Source organism: Streptomyces sp. W16 (assembly GCF_033194735.1).
Classification (GTDB): domain Bacteria; phylum Actinomycetota; class Actinomycetes; order Streptomycetales; family Streptomycetaceae; genus Streptomyces.
The window spans coordinates 1-2,911 of sequence record NZ_JAWOAI010000829.1; the positions used below are offsets into that span (position 1 = coordinate 1).

A 2,911-nucleotide genomic window follows, 5' to 3' on the forward strand; every position below is an offset into this window, starting at 1 on the left:
CCGCCGAGGAGGTTCCGGCGCTCGCCCGCTACACGACCCGGCTCGGCGCCCTCTTCGACGACTACGCCCGGGTGGCCGGGCGCGGCAGCCCCGTCTTCGCCCAGCGCACCCACGGCGATCTCCATCTCGGCCAGGCGCTGCGCACCGCGGACGGCTGGCGGATCGTCGACTTCGAGGGCGAACCTGCCCGGCCCGCCGCCGAACGCGCCCGCCCGCAGCCGGTGTTGCGCGATATCGCGGGCATGCTGCGCTCCTTCGACTACGCGGCCCGCACCGGTCTGGCCGCCCGGGAGTCCGGCGATCCGGGGGAGGACGGCTCGCCCGCGCGGCGACTGCGCCGACGCCGGCGCGCCTATGCGTGGGCGGTGCGCAACCGGCGGGCGTTCATCGAGGGATACGCGTCGGCCGGGCGGGAGGATCCGCGCTGCCAACCGGTCGCGCTGCGCGCCTTCGAGGCGGACAAGGCGGTGTACGAGGCCGTATACGAGTCCCGCCATCGCCCCGACCGGTTGAAGGTCCCGCTCGCCGCCGTGCACCGGCTGGCGAACACCTCCCGCTGAACTCCGCCGAATTCACCGCCGCCCGCCGGAATGCGAACTCCCGGACCGTACAAGGGAATTCCGGCGGGGTGCGCGGCCGGAATTCCGGTGATGGAAGACCGGACGGAATTCGCCGGCGGACGTCAGGTCCTTGCGGCCGCCGAACGGAGACACGACGAACCCCCCGCCCCGGACACTCTTCCAGGCGAGGGGTTCGAAGGGCTCGGATCCGGCCGGAAACGGAACCGGGTCGCCTGCCCCGTCGGACCGCTCCACGGCGAAAGGTCCATGCCTTTACCGGGGGTGACGGTCAAAGGTCCGTACCGGATTCGGTAATACGGCGGTCGGTTCAGGAACGGTGCTGCTCGGAGAGGATCTGGCCGGGGTCGCGGTGCGGTGCCATACCGGCGGCCGACAGGGCCCGGTCGTACGCCTTGAGCGCCTCGCCGGTGTTGCCCTGCCGCTTCCACAGGTCGCCCAGGTAACGCCAGTTGAGGGCCACCTGGTGGGACGGGCGGAACTGGCGCAGCTGCCGGGTGGCGGCCTGCAGATACTGCGCGGCCTGCTCGTGGTTGCCGCGCATCAGCTGGATCTCGGCGAGCGTGCCGCGCGCGCCGACGGCCTGGATGCGGGACTCGTTGCCGGTGAGTCCGAGGGCCCGCTCGGCGTGCGCCGCGGCCTCGTCCCACTGCCCGAGCATCGCGTCGGCGTCGGCGAGACCGATCTCGCACTGGGCCAGTTCCGGCGCGTTGCCCACCTCGGCCAGGAGCTGCTGCGCCTCCTCCAACAGCTGCTTGCCGCGCGCCGGTTCGGGCTCGTCGACCTGGAGCAGCAGGGAGCCGTAGTTCATCTTGAGCATGGCGAGGTGGCGCAGGTTGTCGTCCTCGGACATCAGCGCGAGCGCCCGCTCCACCAGCGCCAGCGCCTCGTTGAGCTGGCCCCGGGAGCGGGCCACGAGACCGGCGTTCCAGTAGACGGCGCCGCGTGCGGCCCGCGCGCCCTGCTTCTCGGCGGCGTCCAGGAGCTTGCCGCCCATCAGCTGGGCGTGGATGAGGTCGCCGCGCATGTGGAACGAGCCCATGAGCGTGGCACCGAGCTGGACGTGGTCGACCGTCACGTCCAGACCGAGGGCGTCCAACCGGGCCATGGCGCGCTCGCCGATCTCGATGCTGAGCGTGATGTCGCCGGCGTTGCGATAGCAGCGGCACAGGGCGACCGCGATCTGGCACCACTCGGCGGAGCCCGGGGCCAGGTCGGGGTCCCGCTGCAGTTCCTCCAGGACCGCGATGGCGGCCTCGGTCCGGTCGAGCTTCTCCAGCGCGGAGGCCTGTCCCATGCGCGCGCGCCGGGTCATCGAGACGTCCAGGAGGGTGGGCTTGGTCAGCAGTTCGCTGAGGGTCTGCAGAGCCTCGCCGTTGCTGCCGTTGCGCAGGGCCATCTCGCCGAAGGCCAGCCGCAGGCGCGCCTCTTCCAGCTCGTGGTCGTCCCGTCCGCTGCGCAGGTACTCGGCGGAGCAGCCGAGGCGCTCCGCGAGGGAGGCGAGCACCGCGTCTGACGGTGCGCGCTTGCCGGATTCGATCAAGGAGATGTAGCTCGCCGAAATCTCGCTGGACGCCAGGTCCTGCTGCTTGAGGCCACGTTTGCCGCGCAGCAGCCGGATGCGGTCGCCCAGCCCTGCGGTCGTCGTGTTTTCGAGAGGGTCCATGTGGGCTCCTAGGAGGTGGCTTTGACCACCGGGATGACAGATCAACGTTACCAGTAAGTCGTCCGCGATCCAATGGAGTCTTCTTGATCGATTCGCTGGCGCGAAGTGGCCTGGACAGGCATTTTCTGAATTGACGTTAATTCGGACTTCATTTGGGTGTGGGCATTCCGCTTTTCGAGATCGTCTTTTGCAAGATTAATACTTGACTGATTGAGTAAGTTCTTGTTGACTCGTCTTGTCAACGTGTCATCCGTAAATGCTCGGAGAGGAGATTTTCATGAGCATCAAAGTATTCACGCTCATAGCAATCGTCGTCTTCGTCGGTGGGCTTGTGACGAGCGGACTCTGGTTTAACGGTTCGGGTGCCACCACGCATCCACTGCGCGAGGGCATCGCCCAGTCGAGCGGTGCGAGCGGCGCCTGCTGCTGAGACGGCTGTACGGACAACGGCACACGAGGCTCAGCGGACCGGAGGACGGTCCGGCGGCTCGCTCCAAGGCCGACCGGTCGTCCCCCGGTCTGTCCGTGCCCCCTCCCAGGGCAGTCCGCGGTGCGGGTAGTGGCACGCCACCGTGTGGGTGCCGGCCGGAGTGACCTGGGACTGCCGCGGGATCTCGGTCTCGCAGCGCAGCCGCCGACCGGCCGGGAGGGCCGCGGCGACGGGACA

3 protein-coding genes and 1 pseudogene are annotated in these 2,911 nt (G+C 69.3%); 2 read left to right on the forward strand and 2 right to left on the reverse strand.

The genetic code is table 11. From position 1 onward, the window contains the following. A pseudogene (locus tag R6V09_RS50035) lies at positions 1-560 on the forward strand (maltokinase N-terminal cap-like domain-containing protein); the annotation flags it as partial. A 328-nt stretch (positions 561-888) separates the two neighbouring features. Here the strand turns inward: R6V09_RS50035 and R6V09_RS50040 are convergent. Then, positions 889-2,244, reverse strand: coding sequence for a helix-turn-helix domain-containing protein (locus R6V09_RS50040; protein WP_317888073.1), 1,356 nt, complete (start codon positions 2,242-2,244; stop codon positions 889-891). Positions 2,245-2,521: 277 nt separating this feature from the next. On the opposite strand from R6V09_RS50040, the gene R6V09_RS50045 reads away from it, so the two are divergent. Then, a complete protein-coding gene (locus R6V09_RS50045) occupies positions 2,522-2,674 on the forward strand; it encodes a hypothetical protein (RefSeq protein WP_317888074.1) in 153 nt (50 codons plus the stop codon). Between the two features lie 30 nt (positions 2,675-2,704). Here the strand turns inward: R6V09_RS50045 and R6V09_RS50050 are convergent. Further along, on the reverse strand, positions 2,705-2,911 hold a 207-nt coding region (locus R6V09_RS50050), incomplete at its 5' end, for a hypothetical protein (protein ID WP_317888075.1).

Excerpts from the sequence above, each read along its gene's own strand:
- R6V09_RS50045 (WP_317888074.1), top strand. The coding sequence starts at position 2,522 with ATGAGCATCAAAGTATTCACGCTCATAGCAATCGTCGTCTTCGTCGGT.
- R6V09_RS50040 (WP_317888073.1), bottom strand. The coding sequence starts at position 2,244 with ATGGACCCTCTCGAAAACACGACGACCGCAGGGCTGGGCGACCGCATC.